18 protein-coding genes are annotated in these 17,911 nt (G+C 72.6%); 10 read left to right on the top strand and 8 right to left on the bottom strand.

Annotated features, from left to right (window positions below):
• The 3 genes from OG439_RS18280 to OG439_RS18290 are packed head-to-tail and all read right to left on the bottom strand — an operon-like array spanning position 1 to position 2,290.
• Entirely contained in the window at positions 1–840 is an 840-nt protein-coding gene (locus tag OG439_RS18280) for a fumarylacetoacetate hydrolase family protein (protein WP_326950555.1), read from the bottom strand.
• Positions 840–1,712: a fumarylacetoacetate hydrolase family protein gene (locus tag OG439_RS18285; RefSeq protein WP_326950556.1), complete on the bottom strand. Its 873-nt coding sequence runs from the start codon at positions 1,710–1,712 to the stop codon at positions 840–842. Before OG439_RS18285 ends, OG439_RS18280 begins: the two co-directional genes overlap by 1 nt.
• On the bottom strand, positions 1,709–2,290 hold the full coding sequence (locus OG439_RS18290) for a carboxymuconolactone decarboxylase family protein (protein ID WP_326950557.1): 582 nt from the start codon (positions 2,288–2,290) through the stop codon (positions 1,709–1,711). The genes OG439_RS18285 and OG439_RS18290 overlap by 4 nt, the downstream gene beginning before the upstream one ends.
• Positions 2,291–2,414: 124 nt before the next feature.
• On the opposite strand from OG439_RS18290, the gene OG439_RS18295 reads away from it, so the two are divergent.
• Genes OG439_RS18295 through OG439_RS18310 form a run of 4 tightly spaced genes read left to right on the top strand, consistent with a single transcriptional unit; the run spans position 2,415 to position 5,937 of the window.
• Positions 2,415–3,143, top strand: a complete 729-nt coding sequence (locus OG439_RS18295; RefSeq protein ID WP_326950558.1) for an SDR family NAD(P)-dependent oxidoreductase — start codon at positions 2,415–2,417, stop codon at positions 3,141–3,143.
• A 13-nt stretch (positions 3,144–3,156) separates the two neighbouring features.
• Positions 3,157–3,933 carry an SDR family NAD(P)-dependent oxidoreductase gene (locus tag OG439_RS18300; RefSeq protein ID WP_326950559.1) on the top strand — a complete coding sequence of 259 codons (777 nt, stop codon included), beginning with the start codon at positions 3,157–3,159 and terminating at the stop codon, positions 3,931–3,933.
• A 22-nt stretch (positions 3,934–3,955) separates the two neighbouring features.
• Positions 3,956–5,215 (top strand): amidohydrolase family protein, encoded by a 1,260-nt coding sequence (locus OG439_RS18305; protein WP_326950560.1) that lies wholly within the window; start codon positions 3,956–3,958, stop codon positions 5,213–5,215.
• The gene (locus tag OG439_RS18310; RefSeq protein WP_326950561.1) at positions 5,212–5,937 is read left to right on the top strand and encodes an alpha/beta hydrolase fold domain-containing protein; all 726 of its coding nucleotides are present in this window, start codon (positions 5,212–5,214) and stop codon (positions 5,935–5,937) included. The genes OG439_RS18305 and OG439_RS18310 overlap by 4 nt, the downstream gene beginning before the upstream one ends.
• Positions 5,938–6,060: 123 nt before the next feature.
• On the opposite strand, the gene OG439_RS18315 is transcribed toward OG439_RS18310, so the two are convergent.
• The 3 genes from OG439_RS18315 to OG439_RS18325 form a co-directional block, all read right to left on the bottom strand.
• Positions 6,061–6,972, bottom strand: coding sequence for an alpha/beta hydrolase fold domain-containing protein (locus OG439_RS18315; RefSeq protein ID WP_326950562.1), 912 nt, complete (start codon positions 6,970–6,972; stop codon positions 6,061–6,063).
• A gap of 5 nt (positions 6,973–6,977) precedes the next feature.
• Positions 6,978–8,786 carry a glycoside hydrolase family 3 protein gene (locus OG439_RS18320; protein WP_326950563.1) on the bottom strand — a complete coding sequence of 603 codons (1,809 nt, stop codon included), beginning with the start codon at positions 8,784–8,786 and terminating at the stop codon, positions 6,978–6,980.
• A 270-nt stretch (positions 8,787–9,056) separates the two neighbouring features.
• Positions 9,057–9,848, bottom strand: coding sequence for an IclR family transcriptional regulator (locus OG439_RS18325; protein ID WP_247052805.1), 792 nt, complete (start codon positions 9,846–9,848; stop codon positions 9,057–9,059).
• Between the two features lie 106 nt (positions 9,849–9,954).
• On the opposite strand from OG439_RS18325, the gene OG439_RS18330 reads away from it, so the two are divergent.
• From OG439_RS18330 to OG439_RS18340, 3 genes are read left to right on the top strand one after another with little or no spacing between them, the layout of a single operon-like run.
• The gene (locus OG439_RS18330) at positions 9,955–11,229 is read left to right on the top strand and encodes an MFS transporter (RefSeq protein WP_326950564.1); all 1,275 of its coding nucleotides are present in this window, start codon (positions 9,955–9,957) and stop codon (positions 11,227–11,229) included.
• Positions 11,230–11,688, top strand: a complete 459-nt coding sequence (locus OG439_RS18335) for a DUF3237 family protein (protein WP_326950565.1) — start codon at positions 11,230–11,232, stop codon at positions 11,686–11,688.
• Positions 11,685–14,267 carry a family 78 glycoside hydrolase catalytic domain gene (locus tag OG439_RS18340; RefSeq protein ID WP_326950566.1) on the top strand — a complete coding sequence of 861 codons (2,583 nt, stop codon included), beginning with the start codon at positions 11,685–11,687 and terminating at the stop codon, positions 14,265–14,267. Before OG439_RS18335 ends, OG439_RS18340 begins: the two co-directional genes overlap by 4 nt.
• Here OG439_RS18340 and OG439_RS18345 read toward each other — a convergent pair.
• Entirely contained in the window at positions 14,242–14,655 is a 414-nt protein-coding gene (locus tag OG439_RS18345; protein ID WP_326950567.1) for a hypothetical protein, read from the bottom strand. The genes OG439_RS18340 and OG439_RS18345 overlap by 26 nt on opposite strands.
• 178 nt (positions 14,656–14,833) lie before the next feature.
• On the opposite strand from OG439_RS18345, the gene OG439_RS18350 reads away from it, so the two are divergent.
• On the top strand, positions 14,834–16,180 hold the full coding sequence (locus OG439_RS18350) for a DUF5919 domain-containing protein (RefSeq protein WP_326950568.1): 1,347 nt from the start codon (positions 14,834–14,836) through the stop codon (positions 16,178–16,180).
• A gap of 51 nt (positions 16,181–16,231) precedes the next feature.
• Positions 16,232–16,678 carry a hypothetical protein gene (locus tag OG439_RS18355; RefSeq protein ID WP_326950569.1) on the top strand — a complete coding sequence of 149 codons (447 nt, stop codon included), beginning with the start codon at positions 16,232–16,234 and terminating at the stop codon, positions 16,676–16,678.
• A gap of 53 nt (positions 16,679–16,731) precedes the next feature.
• Here the strand turns inward: OG439_RS18355 and OG439_RS18360 are convergent, their stop codons facing one another.
• The gene (locus OG439_RS18360; protein WP_326950570.1) at positions 16,732–17,343 is read right to left on the bottom strand and encodes a DUF3159 domain-containing protein; all 612 of its coding nucleotides are present in this window, start codon (positions 17,341–17,343) and stop codon (positions 16,732–16,734) included.
• 64 nt (positions 17,344–17,407) lie between these two features.
• Here OG439_RS18360 and OG439_RS18365 point away from each other — a divergent pair, with 64 nt between their 5' ends.
• Complete coding sequence (locus OG439_RS18365) at positions 17,408–17,869, top strand: MarR family winged helix-turn-helix transcriptional regulator (protein ID WP_326950571.1); 462 nt, start codon at positions 17,408–17,410, stop codon at positions 17,867–17,869.
• The last annotated feature ends 42 nt before the right edge of the window (positions 17,870–17,911 follow it).

Raw genomic sequence — 17,911 nt, forward strand, 5'->3', positions numbered from 1 at the left:
TCAGGCGGCCCGGAAGCTGGTGCGCAGCTCCCCGATCCCCTCGATCCGGCTGACGAGCACGTCGTCCGGCCCGAGGTAGCGCGGCGGGCTCATCCGGTTGCCCACGCCCGCCGGGGTTCCGGTGAAGACGAGGTCGCCCGGCAGCAGCGGGCAGATCGCCGACAGCCGCGCGATCAGCTCCGGCACGTCGAAGATCATCTCACCGGTCCGCGCCTTCTGGACGACCGTGCCGTTCAGCTCGGTGACCAGCCGGAGGTCGCCGGGGTCGGCGAACTCGTCCGGCGTCACCAGGGCCGGGCCGGTCGGGCCGAAGCCCGGGAACGACTTGCCGAGCGAGAACTGCGGCGGCGTGCCGAGCAGCTGGACGCCGCGCTCGGACAGGTCCTGCCCGACGGTCAGCCCGGCGACGTGGTGCCACGCGTCCCCGGCGGGGATCCGGTGGCCGCCGACGCCGATCACCGCGACCAGCTCGACCTCCCAGTCGACGCGGTCGCCGGGCAGCTCCACCGTGGTGTCCGGGCCCGTGATGCAGCTCGGGAACTTGGTGAACACCAGCGGATCGGCGGGCGGCTGGTAGCCCGCCTCGGCGGCGTGCGGCGGGTAGTTGAGGGCGATCGCGAAGACCTGGCGCGGCCGCGGCACGGGCGCGTCGAGCGCGCGGCCGGCCAGGGGCTCCGCCGCGGGCAGCGCCGCGTTCGCCGCCCACACCCGGAACGCCGTCCACTCTTCGAGGACGGCCATCGGGTCAGGACCGAACCGGCCGTCGCTGGCGCCGGCGACGTCGATGACACCGTCGCCGGCCACCAGGACCGCGCGGTGGTCCACTGTGGACAAGCGCATCAGACCCACTGGTCCGCGGCCGGCGGCGGGGTGCCGTGGGCGTCCTGCCAGGACACGACCGGGTTGCGCAGTATCCCGATGCCCTCGATCTCGGCCTCGACGACGTCGCCGGGCTTGAGGTAGTTCGCGAACGGGTCTTCGGTGCTGGCCGCGACGCCGGCGACCGTGCCGGTGGTGATGAGGTCGCCCGCGCTGTAGGTCTGCGGCGAGTGGTACGCGATGAGCTGCGGGATCGACACGGACATCCGCCCGGTGTTGGACTTCTGCCGGACCTGGCCGTTGACGCGCAGCTCCATGTCCAGGTTGTGCGGGTCCTCGATCTCGTCCGCGGTCACGATGTACGGGCCGATCGGGCAGAACGTCTCGATGGCCTTGGAGAACGAGAAGACGCCGGATTCCATCTCGCGGCGCTGGATGTCGCGCGCGGTGATGTCGTTGAAGACGAGGTAGCCGCCGATGTGCTCGGCCGCCTGCTCGGCGGTGAAGAACTTGCCCGGCTTGCCGAGCACGATCGCCAGTTCCAGCTCGTAGTCCAGTTCGGACGTCAGGTGCGACGGGTACACGATCGGCTCCTCCGGGCCGATGATCGCGTCGACGTTCTGGAAGAAGACGATGCCCTTGTTGACCGGGTGCGACCAGTTCACCCGGACGAGGTCCTCGTGGTGCTCGCGGAAGTTCCCGGCGGTGTGGAAGAACTTCTTCGGCACGATCGGCGCGCGCAGGCGCACGTCGGCCAGCGGGTAGCGGCGGCCGGTTTCGGGCACGTCCCGGTCGCGTTCGAAGAACTCGCGCGTCGAGGCGGTGTCGAGTTCCAGCACCTGGTCGTCGGCGATGCGCCCGACCTGGTTGTCGTTGAAGGTGACGAGCTTCATCGGAGTCCACTTCCTGCGGGGTCGGCCACGCGGAACACACGCAGCTGGAGGGCCAGCGTCGCGTAGTAGCCCACCAAAGTCGTCAGCTCGACGGCCATCCGGTTGCCAATGATTGGCACGACCTCGGCGTAGGTCACGTCGTCGACGTCCTCCTCGCGCAGGAGCGCGGACACGAACCGCAGCGCGGCCCGCTCGGTCTCGTCGGCCAGGTCCGGGATCGCACCCGCGCGGACGGCCTCGACCTGCGCCCCGGTGAGCCCCGCGGCGAGCGCGTGCGGCTCGTGGGCGTGCTGCTCGAACGCGCTGGCCCAGCGGGCCGCGACGGCGAGGATCGCCAGCTCCCGGACGCGGTCGCTCAACGTCGTTTCGTACCGGATCGCGGCGCCGAGCGCCTGCAGCGCCTGCCCGGCCGGGGGCGCGACGAGCATCGCGTTGAACGGACCGGCGAGCCGTCCTTCGTCGTCCTTCAGGGAGAACCGCTGCGGCCCGGCCGCACGGGGTCCGCCGGTGATCTCGTCGTACAGCGCCCGCTGCTCGGGGTCCAGGTCGTCGGGGGTGAGGTGCGGCAACCTGCTCATGCCGCCATCCCACCAGCGCCCCCGGCCGGCGCGCCCGGATCTGCCAACCAATGGCACGGCCGTTTCCCGGCCCGGGCTCCGGACCTAGCGTCGGGCGGACCAAGAACGGTGAAGGAGCGTGCGGGTGGACTGGCTCGGACTGGGCGGGCGGAAGGCCCTGGTGGCGGGCGCCGGCGGGATCGGCGGTGGGGTCGCCGCCGCGCTCGCCGAAGCGGGGGCCGACGTCGTGGTCGCCGACATCGACAAGGAGCGGCTGGCCGCCGTCGGGACCAAGACGCTGCGGGCGGACCTGACCACGGCCGAGGGCAGCCGCGACTGCGTCGCCCGCGCCACCGAGCTGCTGGGCGGGCTCGACGTCTTCGTGCACGCCGTCGGCGTCAACGACCGGCGCCCGGTGCTCGAGACCCCGGACGAGGTCTGGGACGACATCGTCACGCTCAACCTGGGCAGCGCGTTCTGGACCGGCAAGGCCGCGGGCGAGGTGATGGTGGCGGCCGGGCACGGCCGGATCGTCTACCTCTCGTCGGTGTCCGGGCTGCTCGCGCACCCACATCACGCGCCGTACGCCGCCACGAAGGGTGGCGTCAACCAGCTCGCCAGGGTGATGGCCCGGGAGTGGGCGGCCAGTGGCGTCACGGTGAACGCCGTCGCGCCCGGCTACACCGAGACCGGGCTGACCCGCCACCACCTCGAGAAGCCCGGCGTCCGCGACGGCCTGACGTCGCTGGTCCCGGCCGGGCGTCTCGGTACCGTCGACGACCTCGTCGGCCCCGTCCTGTTCCTCTGCTCCGACCGCTCGGCGTTCGTCACGGGACACATCCTGTACGCCGACGGCGGCCGCACCCTCGTCTGAAGGAGACATTTTCGTGACCTTCCCCCAGCGGTTCACCGGCAAGACCGTCCTGGTCACCGGCGCGGGTACCGGTTTCGGCGCGGAGATCGCCGTCCGCGCCGCGCAGGAGGGCGCCGACGTCGCCGTGCACTACCGCGGCTCCCGCGCCGGGGCCGAGCGCACCGCCCAGCGCGTCGAAGAGGCCGGGCGCAAGGCGTTCCTCGTGCAGGCCGACATCGCCGAGCGCGCGCAGATCGTCCGGCTGGCCGACGAGGTCTGGAGCCACTTCGGCCGGCTCGACGTCGCGATCAACAACGTCGGCGACGTCGCGCGCGAGCAGATGTCGTGGCGGGACATCACCGAGGAGTCGATCGACCACGTCCTGGCCGTCGACATCAAGGGCACACTGCTGTGCACCCACGAGTTCGGCGACCGGATGCTCACCCAGGGCGGCGGCGCGATCGTCAACATCGGCTCGACGGTCGTCGCGCGCGGCAGCGCCCGCGCCCCGCAGTACGCGGCGGCCAAGTACGGGATCATCGGCCTGACCAAGTCCTACGCGCGCGCCTTCGCGCCCACCGTGCGGGTGAACGTGTTCGCGCCGGGCTTCATCGAGACCGAGGCGACGCTGGGCCGCGAGGACTGGAAGTCCGGGCGCGGCGAGCAGCTGCGGGGCGACACCCCGCTCGGCCGCATCCCGCGGCCGGAGGAACTCGCGGGGACCGCGCTGTTCCTGGCCACCGCGGACGCGAGCCACATGACCGGCAGCTTCATGGTCGCCGACGGCGGTTACAACATGATCGGTGCATGACTTCGTCAGTGAGGACGAGCAGATGAGCGAACCCAGAGTGGTGTTCACCGGTGGCCGGGTGTTCGACGGGACCGGCGCTCCGGCGGTGCCGGGTGACGTCGTGGTGCGCGGCGACAGGATCGAGTCCGTCCGCACCGGCGTCGAACCCGAGCCGGGTGACCGGGTCGTCGACTGCCGGGGCGCGACGGTCATGCCGGGCCTGGTGGAGTCGCACGCGCACCTGACGTTCCCGTCCGCCGTAGGGCACGTCGACCCGTCGTTCAACCCGCCGCTGGACGTGTCGTTCTTCCACCACCTGCCGACGCCCGACGAGCACCTCGCGCTCGCCGAGCGCAACGCGCGGATCCTCCTGAACCACGGCTTCACCAGCGCGTACTCCGCCGGCTCGCTGACGCCGGTGCCGACCGAGGTGCGGCTGCGCGACCGGATCGCCGCCGGGCTGGTCCCTGGCCCGCGGATGCGGGCGGCGTCGTTCGAACGGGACAACAACCCCGTGCAGCTGGGCCCGAACGGCCCGACGCCCAAGGAGATCGGCCCCGAGGCGGTCCGCGCGTTCATCCGCGAGCAGGCCGCGCTCGGCTTCGACAGCGTCAAGCTGCTGATGAGCAACGACGACGTCTTCTTCGAAGGCGGCTCGATGGTCACCCAGTACAGCGCGGAAGAGGCCGCCGCGGCGGGCGAGCAGGCGCGCGAGTCCGGCGTCTGGCTCAACTGCCACGCGCAGTCGCCCGAGTCGATCAAGCTGGCGGTGCGCAGCGGGTTCCGCTCGGTGTACCACTGCTCGTACGCCGACCAGGAGGCGATCGACCTCCTGGAGGAGCACAAGGACGAGATCTTCCTGTCCCCCGCCGTCGGCATCATGTGGGCGAACGTCCACGAGGGCGCCGAGTTCGGCATCGACGCAGGCCTGGCGGAGAAGATGGGCTCGGTGAAGTCGCTCGCCGCGATGGAGCAGCTCTACCCGGAGCTGCGCAAACGCGGCCTGCGCGTGCTGCCCGGCGGCGACTACGGCTTCCCGAACAACCCGATCGGGCGCAACGCGCGGGACCTGGAGCTGTTCGTGCGCCTGTTCGGCTACTCCCCCGCCGAGGCCCTGCGCGCCACGACGCAGTACGGCGGCCAGGTGCTGGACATGCCGGTCGGCGTGTTGACGGAGGACTACTTCGCCGACATCCTGGTGGTGCGCGGCGACCCGACGTCGGACGTGACTGTGCTGCAGGACAAGGACAATCTCTTGGCGATCATGCAAGGCGGCCGGTTCCACAAGGCGCCCGCCGCGTGACGGTCTACCGCGAAGTCCTCGGCTTCCGGCCGCTGGAGCTGGACCTGCACCTGCCCGCCGGCCCCGGCCCGCACCCGGCGATCGTGTACCTGCACGGCGGCGGCTGGCGGCGCGGCTCGCGGCGGACGACGATCCCCGCGTCGCTGTGCCCGACCTTGGCGGAGCGCGGTTTCGCGGTCGCCGCGGCGGACTACCGGCTCAGCGGGGAGGCGCGCTTTCCCGCGCAGCTGGCCGACGTCCGCGCGGCGATCACCTGGCTGCGGTCCGAAGTGGACTGTGCCGCGACGTTCCTGTGGGGCGAGTCGGCGGGTGCCCACCTCGCGCTGCTGGCGGCGCTGGACGGCGGTGACGTCGACGGCGTCGTCGCCTGGTACCCGCCGACCGACCTGCTGGGCCTGCCCGGCGACGTCGACGGCGCGGCCGACGTCTCCCGGGAGGCCGAACTGCTCGGTGTGGACCCGGCGGCGGATCCCGAGCGGGCACGGGCGGCGAGCCCGCTCACCTTCGCACACCGGAACGCCCCGCCGATCCTGCTGATGCACGGCGACGCCGACGACCTCGTCCCGCCGGCCCAGAGCGAGCGGCTGGCGTCGGCGTTGCGGGCGGCGGGTGCCCCGGTGGAGCTGGACCTGGTCCCAGGCGCCCGTCACATGTGGACGGACGCCCGGGACGTCGGCGCGATCGTCGACCGCTCGGTGCAGTTCCTCCGCGCACTCGGCTGAGCGCCCGCCCGTGGTTCGTCCGTGAAGGCCTCCTTACCGGCTCTTATGGCCGGTAAGGAGGCCTTCACGGCTTTTCGGGGCGCTGGGGCGGCGGCGCGCTCGCGGGTCGCGCAGTGGGGTGGGCTATGCGAGCGTTCCCGCGATGAGCGTCAGTGCGCGGTCCACCGGCTCGATCGCCGAGGGCAGGCCCAGGAAGCCATGCAGCATCGAGCGGATCTGGACGTGGTGCACGTCCACTCCGGCCGCGGCCAGCGCTCCCGCGAACCGCTCTCCCGAGGGACGCAGGTCGTCGTACTCCGCGGTCAGCAGCAGGGTCGGGCTGAGGTCCGCCAGCACCGCCAGGCCCGGCATCGCGTAGCCGTCCGCGCTGCTCACCGGGCCGCCGAGGTAGGCCTCGGTGATCGAGCGGACCTCGGCCGGCGGGAAGTGCAGGAGCGGCGGCACTTCGGTCATCAGCTGGGTGAGGGACGCCGCAGGCGGCGGGAGTTCCGGGTGCAGCACCGGGTACACCAGCGCCAGCGCCGCGGGCTGCCAGGCGTCGGCGTCGCGCAGGCGCAGGGCCGCGCCCGCCGCGAGGTTGCCGCCCGCGCTGGCGCCGCCCAGCACGATCCGCTCCGGCGCGAGCGTGTCGCGGGCCCAGCGGACCGCGGCCACGACGTCGTCGTGCGGGACCGGGTACGGGACGGCGAGCCGGTAGTCGACGCTGACCACCGTCGCGCCCGCCCGGACGGCGATCTCGCGCGCCACCCAGTCCGCCTCCGGCATGTCGAGGTCGCCCATCTTGAACGCGCCGCCGTGCAGCCACACCAGGCACGGCCGCCCCTCGCCGGGCGCGTAGACGCGGACGGGCACCGGCCCGTGCGGACCGGGCACCTTCTCGTCCCGGGTCTCGACGACCGGCGGCGGGCCACCCACCGACGGCGTCATGAACCGGATCATCCGGTCGCGGAACGCGGGATCGGTGACCAGCGCCTCGAAGGACGGGACGCCGTCGAGCAGCGGGAGTTTCGCGGCCACGGCGGGGTGGATCGGCATGCGGGTCAGCCTTTCTGGGGATGTCCGAGTGCGAAGAGCGGGTCGGCCGTCCCACCCGGCAGGTCTTCGGGGTGTGCCTCGACCGCGGCCATCGATCGGGGCAGCTCGAACGGCAACCGGCCCTCCGCCCGCGCGCGGCCGAACACGACGTCCAGCACGGCTTCGTCGGAGGCGCCGAAGTCGCCGAGCAGCGCGGCCGCGGCCGACGCGACCTCCGGCAGGATCGCCGGGCGCTCGAGGAAGACGTCCACGACGGTCGGCACCGCCGCCGCGAGCGCGGTCAGCTGATCGCGACGGTCGTCCGGCAGGTCGAGACGGCCCTGGTGGAAGAACGCCTCGGGCAGCTGCCGCGCGGGCTCGTACGGGGCGTCGATGCGGACCAGCGCCACCTCGGCGTCCGCCGGTGTGTCCACAAGGGACGCATAGCGCGCCGCGACCGCCGGGTCGACGCCTTCGACGTAGAGCCGGACGCCCTCGGCGAGCGGCAGGATTCCCTCGTCGAGCAGGACCATCGACCGCCGCTGGGCCGCCGTACCGGCCGCGGCGAAGTCCGCTCGACCGACCGTTTCGACCGCGTTTTCTTCGGACACGTAAGGGTTTTCGAACAGTCCCAAGTGGACCATCAGCGCCAGCACCCGGCCTGCGGACTCGTCGAGCCGCGCTTCGCTCACCCGACCCGTCTCGACCAGGCCGGTGATCACCTCGGGGCACCACTCGCCGCCGAACTGGTCGACGCCGGCGTCGAGCAACAGCAGGGCGCGCTCGGTCCGGTCGAGGTGCTCGACACCCCAGGCGCGGGCCGGCCACACGGTCCCGTCGGCCAGGACGCTGTCGGTCAGCAGGCCGAAGTCCGTGCACACCAGGCCGTCGAAGCCCTCGTCGCGGCGCAGCTGGCCGGCCACCACCTCGGGGTCGAACGCGAACCCGACTTCACGCAGTCCCGGCACGCCGACCGGACGGCCGTAGTACGGCATCACCGCGGCGGCGCCGGCCCGCAGCGCCGGGCGGAACCGGTCGCGGTGCAGCTCGTACCGCCCGGCCGGGTAGACCTGGTCCGGCCCGGACGCGAAGTGCGCGTCGAGCCCGCCCGCCTGCGGTCCCGCGCCGGGCCAGTGCTTGACCATCGCGGCCACCGAGCCCGGGCCGAGTGCCGGGCCCTGCAGGCCTTCGACGTAGGCCGCGGCCAGGCGCGCGACCACGTCCGGGTCGGCGCCGAAGGTGCCGGAGGTCCGGGCCCAGCGCGGCTCGCTGGCCAGGTCGGCCATCGGGTGCAGGGCCAGCCGGATCCCGACCGCGGCGTACTCGGCCCGCACGATCCCGGCGAACTCGCGCACCAGGTCCTCGTCGTCCAGGGCGCCGAACCCGAGCGGTTCCGGCCAGCGCGAACAGCCACCGGACGGCACCGAAGTCAGCGGATTCTCGTTCGCCGAATGCCGCGGGTCGGACGACAGCAGCACCGGGATCCCGAGCCTGCTGTGCGCCGCGAGGTCCTGGACGCGGTTGTGCCAGCGGGCGAGCGGCCCGGCGGCGACCGGGGCCATCAGGCTCAGGCAGCGCACGTGCCCGTCGCGCAGCACCGACGTCGTGGGCGCGGTCGGCAGCAGCCCGGCAGGCGCGTCGACCAGGCCGCCGTCGGCCGTCACGGACACCGGCGCGTGGCAGAGCAGCCCGGCCTTCTCGGCGATCGTCATCCGGGACAGCAGGTCCCGCACGCGCTCCTCCGCCGGCCGCCGCGGGTCTTCGTACGGGGCCATCACCCCGTCGCCGTCGAGATCGCGGAAGGCGACACCGTTGCCGTCGTGGAGAAGGAGCATGCGCCGAGAATGACCGCGCGCGATCCGGCCCACCTACGGCCCTGCCATTCAATGGCAAGCGTCAGAGGCGCACCCGGGCTGCGCCCAGTTCACGGGAGATGCCCCGCGCTGTCGTCTGCACCGCGAGACCCAGGCGACGCGGCTGCGCGACGCGTTTCGGGACGAGCCACGCGCCACCGGGATCGCACGGGAGCTGCCCCGCGCCGCCAACCTCGAGCTGCGCAGCTGAGCACTCCGGTCACTTACCAGCGCCGCGAGAACCGGCAGCCTTCAGAGGCGCACCCGGGCCGCGCCCAGCTCGCGGGAAATGCCCCGCGCCGTCGTCTGCACCGCCAGACCCAGGCGACGCGGCTGCGCGACGCGTTTCGGGACCAGCACGCCCACCACGCCCACCACGGCGTCTTCCCGGTCGAACACCGGCGCGGCCACCGAGACGATCGACTCGTGCTCGTCTTCCCGCCGGAAGATGGCCAGCCGCTCGCGGCGGACGTCGGCCAGGGTGCGGCGCAGGACGTCCGGGAGGATCAAGCGGTTGTCGGGCTCGCTGTAGACCGGCTTCGACAGCAGCTCCTCCTGGACCTCCTTCGGCGCGAACGCCAGCAGTGCGAGCCCGACGCCGGTGGAGTGCAACGGAAGCCGGCCGCCGATGCGGTAGTCCACCGGGGTCGCCTGGTGGGCCGACAGGCGTTCGACGAGCATCGCCTGCATTCCGTCGCGCACCGCCAGCTGGACGTGCTGGTGCGTCACCTCGGCGAGGTCGTTCATGAACGGCAGCGCCACCTGCCGCAGCCCGTGGCCGCGCGGGGCGAGCGTAGCGACCTCCAGCAGCCGGAGCCCGACGCAGAACCGGCCGGCGTCGTCGCGCTCCAGCGCGCCCCAGTCCACCAAGCGGTTCGCTAGCCGCAACGCCGAGCTCGGCGGGATCTCGGCCCGCCGGCTCAGCTCGGCGAGCGTGAGGGTGCGGTGCTCGGCGTCGAACGACGCGAGCAGGGAAAGCGCGCGGTCGACGACCGGTTCGCCGTGGGCCGGACGGCGGCCCCGCACCCGCGCGGACTCGGTCATGTCGACCTCGACGTTCCATTGATTGGCATCCCCCTCACGGTACACCGCACCGGGCGCTCATCCTTCCCCGCAGGTCAGCCGACCGAGACGCGAAAGGTGCCCAACGATGAGTACTTCTTTCCGCCAAGAGTCCACCACCGGCACGACGTTTCCCGGGCCACGGCGCGGGTTCCTCTTCTTCTTCGCCTTCGCCGCGGTCGGCGCGGGGATGGCGGTCCTGGTCCCGGCCGTGCTGACGCTGTCGGTCAAGGCGACGCTGCTCGACCCCGCGGGCGCCACGACGATGGTCTCCATCGTGACCAGCATCAGCGCGCTGTGTTCGCTCATCGCGTTCCCGGTCTTCGGCAGGCTCAGCGACCGGACGACGGGCCGGTTCGGCCGGCGCCGGCCGTTCCTCCTGCTCGGCGCCATTCTGTTCACGTTCGGCGCGATCGGCCTGCAGCTGGGCTCGACGACCTTCGCGCTGACGCTGGCGGCGAGCTGCACGACGGTCGGCGCGAGCGCGGCCACCGTCGCGTTCACCTCGGTCATCCCGGACCAGCTGCCCCCGGATCGCCGCGGCCCGGCGTCGGCCGTGGTCGGGCTGAGCCTCCCGGTCGGCGCGGTCATCGGCCTGTTCATCGCGCAGCTGGTCGCGCCGAACCTGCCCGCGATGATCCTGCTGCCGGCCGGGCTCGCGGTCCTCGGGACGCTGCTGCTCACCTTCACGATGCGCGACCGGCGGCTCTCCCCGGAGGAGCGGCCCGCGTTCGCGTGGCGCGACCTGCCCCGCACGTTCTGGGTGAACCCCGTGCGCCACCCCAACTTCGGCTTCACCTGGCTGAGCCGGCTGCTGATCTTCTTCGGCGTCGCCGCGATCCAGGCGTACCAGGCCTTCTACCTGATGAACGTCTTCCACATCCCGCCGGCCGGCATCGCGAACGCGGTCTTCCTGTCCACGCTCGTGCTCACCGGCGCGGCACTGCTGTTCGCTCCCTTGGCCGGCAAGATCTCCGACCGCGTCGGACGCCGCAAGCCGTTCGTCGTCACCGCGGCCGTGATCTTCGGGATCGGGCTGCTGCTCGCGACGTTCACCAGCACCTATCCCCTGTTCCTGGTCGCGATGGGCGTGATCGGCCTGGGCCAGGGCGTCTACTTCGCCGTCGACATCGCCCTCATCACGCAGGTGCTCCCCAACCCCGACGACACGGCCAAGGACCTCGGGCTGATGAACCTGGCCGGCAACCTGCCGACGTCGGTCGTGCCGGCGCTGGCGCCCGCGATCCTCGCCATCGGCGCGACAGCCGCCGTGCCGCAGAACTTCCCCGCCCTGTTCATCGCAGGCGCGATCGCCGGCCTGCTGGGCGCGGTGCTGATCCTGCCGATCCGGAAGGTCCGCTGAGTGCCACTGTTCGAACCACCCGCTCTCGAGTACGTCAGCAGCGCGATCGTCGAGCTCGGCGACGTCCTCGACGTCGGCGAGACCCTGGAAGGGCACCGCCGGGTCGTCCCGATCACGGGCGGGAGCTTCACCGGTCCCGGGCTCACCGGCCGCATCCAGGCGGTCAGCGCGGACTGGCAACGGCTCCTGCCCGACGGCACCACGCTGGTCGAGGCGCGCTACCTCGTCGAGACCACCGACGGGCTCGTTTCGATCACTTCGACCGGGGTGCGGAGCGGGCCGCCCGACGTGCTGGCCGCGCTCGCCCGCGGCGAGCACGTCGAGCGGTCCCGGTACGAGTTCCGGCTCACCGTAACGCTTTCCGGCGCGGTCGAACGACGGCTGTCCGCCGGGATCCTGGTGGCGTCGGCGGAACGCACACCCGGCACCGTCCGCTACGACCTCTACCGGCTGACGTGAGCACCGCCCCCACCCGGCTGCGGCTCGACCACCTCACGCCGGGCCGGCCGTCAGGACCGCGACCGCGGCTGTCGTGGTGGCTGCCCGGCGGCGCGGCCGTCCAGCACGCGTACGAGGTCCGGCTGACCGGCCCGGACTGGACGTCGGGCCGGTGCGAGAGCGACCGGTCGGTGCTCGTCGAGCTGCCGGAGCGGCCGGCGACGGCGTGGCAGGTCCGCGTCTGGACCGACCTCGGGGAGAGCGACTGGTCGGAGCCCGCGCCGTGGACCGCCGTCACGCTGCCCACGACGTCGGCGACGTGGGTCGAGCCGCACGAGCCGGTCGTCGCGCCACCCGGCCAGCGCCCGGCTTACCAGCTGCGTCACGAGTTCACGCTCGCCGGGCCGGTCGGCACCGCGACGGCCTGGGCGACCGCGCACGGGATCTACGAGCTGTTCGTCAACGGCACCCGCGTCGGCGACCTCGAACTGACACCGGGCTTCACCGCCTACCGCAAGCGGCTCCAGGTGGAGCCCTTCGACGTCGGCTCCCTGTTGCGGCCGGGGGTGAACTCCGTCGAACTCCTGGTGTCCGACGGCTGGTTCCGCGGCCGCCACGGCTTCGAGCGCGCGGCCGACGGCTTCGGTGACCGCGTCGCCGCGTGGCTGACCTTGGCGATCGACGGCACCACCGCGGTCACCACCGGCCCGGGCTGGTGGTCACGGCCGAGCCGGATCACCGCGGACCTGATGGACGGCCAGACGACCGACTTCCGGCTCCCCGCACCGGGTTCGGTGAGCTTGGACGCGCCCGGCTGGGACCCGGCGCGGGTTCGCGAGGGTGGCCCCGAACAGCTGGTGCTCACGGAAGCGCCGCCGGTCCGCCGGATCGAGGAGATCCCGCCGGTGTCGATCACCCGGTTCCCCGGCGGTGTGGTCGTGGACTTCGGGCAGAACCTCAACGGCTGGGTCCGGCTCGCCGACCTCGGCCCGGCGGGCACCCGGCTGCGGCTGACCCACGGCGAGCACCTGGGCCCGGACGGCCGCGTCACCACCGACCACCTGCGGGCGTTCGACTTCGCGAGCGGGGAACTCCTGCCCGCCGGGCAGGTCGACACGGTCGTTTCCGCGGGCCGCGACGTCTTCGAGCCGCGGCACACCACCCACGGCTTCCGGTACGTCCAGGTCGACGGGCTCCCCGGCGGGCTCGCCGCGTCCGACGTGACCGCCGTGGTCGTCCACACGGACCTGCCCGTGGCCGGGACGTTCGCGTGCGGCGACGCGCGGCTCGAAGCCCTGCACCGGGCCGCGGTGTGGAGCCTGCGCGGCAACGCCTGCGACGTACCGACCGACTGCCCGCAGCGGGAACGCTCCGGCTTCACCGGCGACTGGCAGGTCTACGTCGCCGCCGCCGCGCTCACCCACGACGTCGCCGGGTTCTCCCGGAAGTGGCTGCGGGACCTGGCCGCCGACCAATGGCCCGACGGCCGCGTCCCGACGATCACACCCGACCCCGCGGGCGACGGCCCGTCCGGCAACGCCTTCCCGGACGCGATGGCCGGGTCCGCGGGCTGGGGCGACGCGGCGGTGCTCGTGCCGTGGGAGCTCTGGCGGGCGTACGGCGACCGGGAAGTCCTTGCCGGGCAATACGAATCGATGGTCCGCTGGGTCGAGTACGCGGCCGCGGCCGCCCGCGAACGCCGTCACCCGGACCGTGTGCGCTCGGCCCCGCACGACGAGTTCCTGTGGGACACCGGCGGGCACTTCGGCGAATGGCTCGAGCCCGGCGTCCCGCCCCACCCCGACCCGACGGCCGACCACGGCATCGTCGCCACGGCCTACCTCGCCCGTTCCGCCGGGGTGCTCGCTCGCGTCGCCGCGCTGCTCGAGCACGCGGCGGACGCCGTCCGGTTCGGGCGGCTCGCGGACGGCGCCCGGGACGCGTGGCAGCGCGAGTACCTCGGCACGCTCGGCGAGTCCACGCAAGGCAACCACGTCCGGGCGCTCGCGTTCGGCTTGGTGCCTTCGCGGCTGCGCGACGCCGTGGCGGGTCGGCTCGCCTCGCTGGTCGCCGAGGCCGGTGACCACGTCGGCACAGGGTTCCTCACCACGGGCCTGCTGCTGCCCACGCTGGCCGACCACGGCTACCTCGACGTCGCGTACCGGGTGCTCCTGTCGACGGGAATCCCGTCGTGGCTGGAGATGCTCGACCGCGGCGCGACGACGTTCTGGGAGCGCTGGGACGCCGTCGACGGCGGTGAGGTGCGGGGTTCGCTGAACCACTACAGCAAGGGCGCGGCGATGTCGTTCCTGTACACCCACATCGCGGGCATCCGGCTCCCGGCGGACCCCGGCCCGGACGAGGCCGGGTACCGCCGGTTCGTCATCCAGCCGTGTCCGGGCGGCGGCCTGCGCCGGGCCGAGGCGGAACACCTCAGCCCGTACGGCCCGATCCGCAGCGCGTGGCACCTCGACGGCGACGAGCTGCGGCTCACGGTCGACGTCCCACCCGGCACCCGCGCCGAGATCCGCCTCCCCGGCGGCACCACGACCGAAGGCCCGGGACGGCACCCGTTCACCGCCCGGGTGTGTCCACAGTAGACGCCCGCCACGCCCACGCGGCGAGCACCGAGGAGAGCACGACCACCCCGACGCCGAGCGGCACGTGCACCGCCCGGTTGCCCATCCCGCCGAGCATCGCCTGCACGAAGACCAGCACGACCAGGATCCCGCTCGCCCACACCGGCCACGCGGGACGCCGCCCCCGCCGCCACACCACCGCGGCGACGAGCAGCTCGGCCACCGCGAACACGGCCACCGGGATCGCCCCGGCCCCGTGCAACGTCCGCGCCGACGCCACCCCTTCGAGCAGCTGCCCCGCGGTGGCCGCCTGCATAAGGAGGAGAAGCACCTCCCCGGTCGCGACGACCCGCATCGCCCGCGCCCAGCCCGCCGCCGTCCGCTGTTCGCCGAGCTGTGTTCCGGTCATGAGCGCCACCTCTGATCCACTGCGGATGTGTTGACCCGCACAGTGTCCCGGGGTGAGCGCACGGCCGTCGCCGGTCGAGAAGCGGCTTCGCGGCTACGTCCGCCGCCGTACGCGTGAAGCCGCCCTACGCACGCTGCGGTACGGATAGGCTGGACCGAACCGGGGAGGCAGGTGCTTCGTGGCTGACGAGCGCGGCCGGATCAGGCGATCCCTGATCCGGGTGATCAACGACGACAACCTGGATCTCTACCTGCTCGGCGTGGTGGCCCTGGCGTTCACCGTACTCGGAGCGACCGGCATCTCCGACGTGAAGACGCTGTCGTCCGTCGTCCTCGCACTGCTGGCGCTGCTCGCCTTCTCCCAGATCCGCTCGCGACGGCTGACCGAGCAGATCCGGCGATCGCACCAGGCCGACCCGACGGCCCTGTTCAAGACCCGTTTCCCGGCCGACCTCATCACCCGGCGGGCCGACGCGTTCGACATCCTGCTCATCGGCCATTCGATGACCCGGACCGTCCAGGGCATGCGCAGCGACATGCGCGCCATCCTCGAAAACGGTGGCCGCATCCGCGTGCTCGTCCTCGACCCGACCGACGACGTGCTCATCGAAACGGCCGACCGGCGCATCTCGCAAACCCTCGCGAACGGCAGGCTGCGGCAGCGGATCATGACCACACTGGACGACCTGACGACCTTGCGGAGCAGGACGACCGGCCGGCTGGAGGTGCGCGTCTCCTCCCGGATCTCGTCCGCGGGCTTCAACTGCCTCGACGTGCCCGGCCCACGCGGGTTGATCAGCGTCCAGCACTACGAGTACCACCCGGTCGGCGAGGCGGCGCCGGTGTTCGTCCTCGAACCCGAGCACGCACCGTGGTACCAGCACTTCGCCGCGGAGGCGGAGCGGCTGTGGGACGCCGGCACACCCTGGCCGCTGTCGCCCGCCCAGCAGCTCGCCCGCACCCGCCGGCCGGTCTTCAGCGAAAGTTTCGGCCCCGAACTGGACTTGGCGATCGAGAACGCCGCCGACCTGTTCGTCACGGGCATGGCCCGCAACGCCTTCGTCAAGAACCACTACGCCAAACTGGAAAGGCTGCTGAAGGCCGGGACCGTGATCAGGTTCGTGCTCATCGATCCCGACTCGACCGCGATCGACGCGGCCGCGTCGCGCTACTACGCGGAACGCTCGCCCGCCGGCGCCCGGGAACGAGTGCGCCACACGCTGAGGCTGCTGGCGGAGCTGAAGTCCGCGACCGAGGGCGACTTGACGGTCCGGCTCGTGGCGCACCCGATCGCGGTCGGCGTCATCGCCACCGACAGCCGTCCGGACCACGCCGGGCCGTTGTCCGCGGTCTTCGCGGAGTACTACACCTACCAGGCTCCCGGCGAGCCGAAGTTCGTCCTCCAGCCCGGCACTGCCCTCGGGTACCGGACGTTCGTCGACGAAGCCGAAGCGCTGTGGAACAACGCCACACCCCATGACCTGACCGGAAGCGCGCTCCCGGACCGCGACGTACAATCGCAGTGAGGGCGAAGCGCCAGGCCGAGATTCCGGCAACGGCGTGAGGGAGGGGTCAGGATGTTCGGTCGGAAGAAGAAGCGCAACGATCTGAACGATCTGATGGCGCAGCTCAGGCCCGACCTGAGCCGGGAAGCGCTCGGCGTCGGGCCCGGCTTCCCGGGCGTCGCCCCGAACCCGCTCCTGAGCGGTGATGCGGGGAAGCGCAATGCGGAACTGCGTACGGGGGCGCTTGCGCTCGGCGTTCTCGTCGACTGGCGGGAGGTCAACAGCAATCCACGCGTGGTCCTGATGTTCGACGTGGAGACCGCCGGCGGCCTCTCGTTCCGCGGTATCGCGGACGAAGACCTCACGATCACCGAGCTCACCCGGCTCGCCCCGGGACAGACGTTGCCCGTGCGCTACCGGCCGGCCGTCATGGACCACTACGTCGCCCTGGCCCGGGACGCGGACCCCGCCCACGTGCGGCAGCTCTCCGACGAGATCGCGAGCCGCAAGCGGACCTGACCCGGAGCCGGGCCGGAAGTTCTCGGATGCCCAGTGGTCGTTGATCGAGGGGATCAGCCGCGCCGGGACCGGCGGACGCAAGCGATCGTCACCGCCACGATGAGCGCGAACACCGGGCCCGTCGCGATGTGGACCGCGCCCAGGACCAGGGGCTGGTTGCCCCGGTAGTAGATCACCTGCAGCGCGCCGTTGACGACGTTGACCGCCGCGCAGGTGAGCGTCGAGACCGTGTAGATGCGGCGTAGCCGGGGCACCGAGCGCCAGTCCGCGGGGCCGCCCGCGACGCGGTTGAGGATGAGGCCGGTCAGCGGGCGTCCGATGAGGACGGTCGTCACGCAGACGGCGATGACCGCGAACGGGATCAGTGCGGGGATGAGGAAGAACCCGCGTGCCTCGCCGGTGACGGCGGCCACCGCCGCGCACGCCGCGACCAGCAGCAGGCCCAGTACGGCCTGGCGCAGCGGCTGACGTCGGTAGAGGCGCCAGGCGAACGCGGCGATCGCGGTGACCGCGGCGGTCACGAGGCCGGCGGCGAGGTCGCCGATGGCGTTGGCCGCCACGAAAGCCACCGTCGGCGCGGCGGTCACCACGATTCCTTCCCAGCGGTTCTTGCGCGGCGGGGCGGCGGGTTCGGACGGGACGCGGACTTCCTGGTTCGTGTTCACACCAGAGAACGTCTCACATGAAACCTTCTTGCACAAGGTCGTATCGACTGATACGTTCTCGGTCATGACGATGCAGCTGGACACGGCGTGGGCGACGGACGGACCGGGTGACGAGTCGCCGTTCGCCCTCGGCCTGCTGCTGCGCCGCGCCCACGACCGCGTCGCCGCGGAGCTGCTGAGTGTCCTGCGGCCGCTGGGGCTGGAGTTCCGGCACTTCATCGTGCTCGTCGCGCTCCACCACCGCGGGCCGATGAGCCAGCGGGCGCTCGTCGGCGCCGTCGGCGGCGACAAGGCCACGATGGTCCGCGTCGTCGACGACCTCGAACGCGCCGGGCTCGTCACCCGCGATCCGCGCCCCGGCGACCGCCGCGTGCACACGATCACCCCGACCCCCGCCGGGACGGCCGTGTTCGGCACCGCCCACCGCCACGCCGAGCCCGTCGCCGCGCACCTGCAGGGCGGCCTCGGCGACGTCCGGCTCCTGCTGGACCTGCTCACCCGGCTCGCCTTTCCCGGCGAAGCCTGACCCACCGACCCTGATCCACCGAAAAGCCTGATCCACCGACGA

The sequence above is a fragment of the Amycolatopsis sp. NBC_01307 genome (assembly GCF_035975215.1).
Taxonomy (GTDB): domain Bacteria; phylum Actinomycetota; class Actinomycetes; order Mycobacteriales; family Pseudonocardiaceae; genus Amycolatopsis.

Excerpts from the sequence above, each read along its gene's own strand:
- OG439_RS18280 (WP_326950555.1), bottom strand. The coding sequence starts at position 840 with ATGCGCTTGTCCACAGTGGACCACCGCGCGGTCCTGGTGGCCGGCGAC.
- OG439_RS18285 (WP_326950556.1), bottom strand. The coding sequence starts at position 1,712 with ATGAAGCTCGTCACCTTCAACGACAACCAGGTCGGGCGCATCGCCGAC.
- OG439_RS18290 (WP_326950557.1), bottom strand. The coding sequence starts at position 2,290 with ATGAGCAGGTTGCCGCACCTCACCCCCGACGACCTGGACCCCGAGCAG.
- OG439_RS18305 (WP_326950560.1), top strand. The coding sequence starts at position 3,956 with ATGAGCGAACCCAGAGTGGTGTTCACCGGTGGCCGGGTGTTCGACGGG.
- OG439_RS18315 (WP_326950562.1), bottom strand. The coding sequence starts at position 6,972 with ATGCCGATCCACCCCGCCGTGGCCGCGAAACTCCCGCTGCTCGACGGC.
- OG439_RS18320 (WP_326950563.1), bottom strand. The coding sequence starts at position 8,786 with ATGCTCCTTCTCCACGACGGCAACGGTGTCGCCTTCCGCGATCTCGAC.
- OG439_RS18325 (WP_247052805.1), bottom strand. The coding sequence starts at position 9,848 with ATGACCGAGTCCGCGCGGGTGCGGGGCCGCCGTCCGGCCCACGGCGAA.
- OG439_RS18330 (WP_326950564.1), top strand. The coding sequence starts at position 9,955 with ATGAGTACTTCTTTCCGCCAAGAGTCCACCACCGGCACGACGTTTCCC.
- OG439_RS18345 (WP_326950567.1), bottom strand. The coding sequence starts at position 14,655 with ATGACCGGAACACAGCTCGGCGAACAGCGGACGGCGGCGGGCTGGGCG.
- OG439_RS18355 (WP_326950569.1), top strand. The coding sequence starts at position 16,232 with ATGTTCGGTCGGAAGAAGAAGCGCAACGATCTGAACGATCTGATGGCG.
- OG439_RS18365 (WP_326950571.1), top strand. The coding sequence starts at position 17,408 with ATGACGATGCAGCTGGACACGGCGTGGGCGACGGACGGACCGGGTGAC.